The sequence below is a fragment of the Enterobacter cloacae complex sp. IR5412 genome, assembly GCF_049237385.1.
GTDB lineage: Bacteria > Pseudomonadota > Gammaproteobacteria > Enterobacterales > Enterobacteriaceae > Enterobacter > Enterobacter intestinihominis.
Genome location: NZ_JBMKHQ010000001.1, coordinates 1 through 282, shown reverse-complemented (window position 1 = coordinate 282; position 282 = coordinate 1). Strand labels below are relative to the sequence as shown.

Below are 282 nucleotides of genomic sequence, written 5' to 3'. Positions count from 1 at the left end.
GCCCCGGAAATCTTCTGGTTCCACTGTCAGCCCAACGGCACGCCGGAGCGGATGACGGATAGCGAAGGGCAGGTGCGCTGGGAAGGGGTGAACAGCGCCTGGGGCAAGCTGCTGCGGGAAAGCGAGACGCAGGTATCAGGATATTCCCAGAACCTGCGCATGCAGGGGCAATACATGGACCGTGAGACAGGGCTGCACTACAATCTGTTCCGGTATTACGACCCGGACTGCGGACGGTTTACGCAGCAGGACCCGATAGGGCTGGCGGGGGGGATAAATCTT

At 61.0% G+C, this 282-nt stretch carries 1 protein-coding gene; it reads left to right on the top strand.

The genetic code is table 11. The annotated features are described in order from the left end of the window. On the top strand, window positions 1-282 hold a 282-nt coding region (locus ACOTX2_RS00005; protein ID WP_421625862.1), incomplete at both ends, for an RHS repeat domain-containing protein.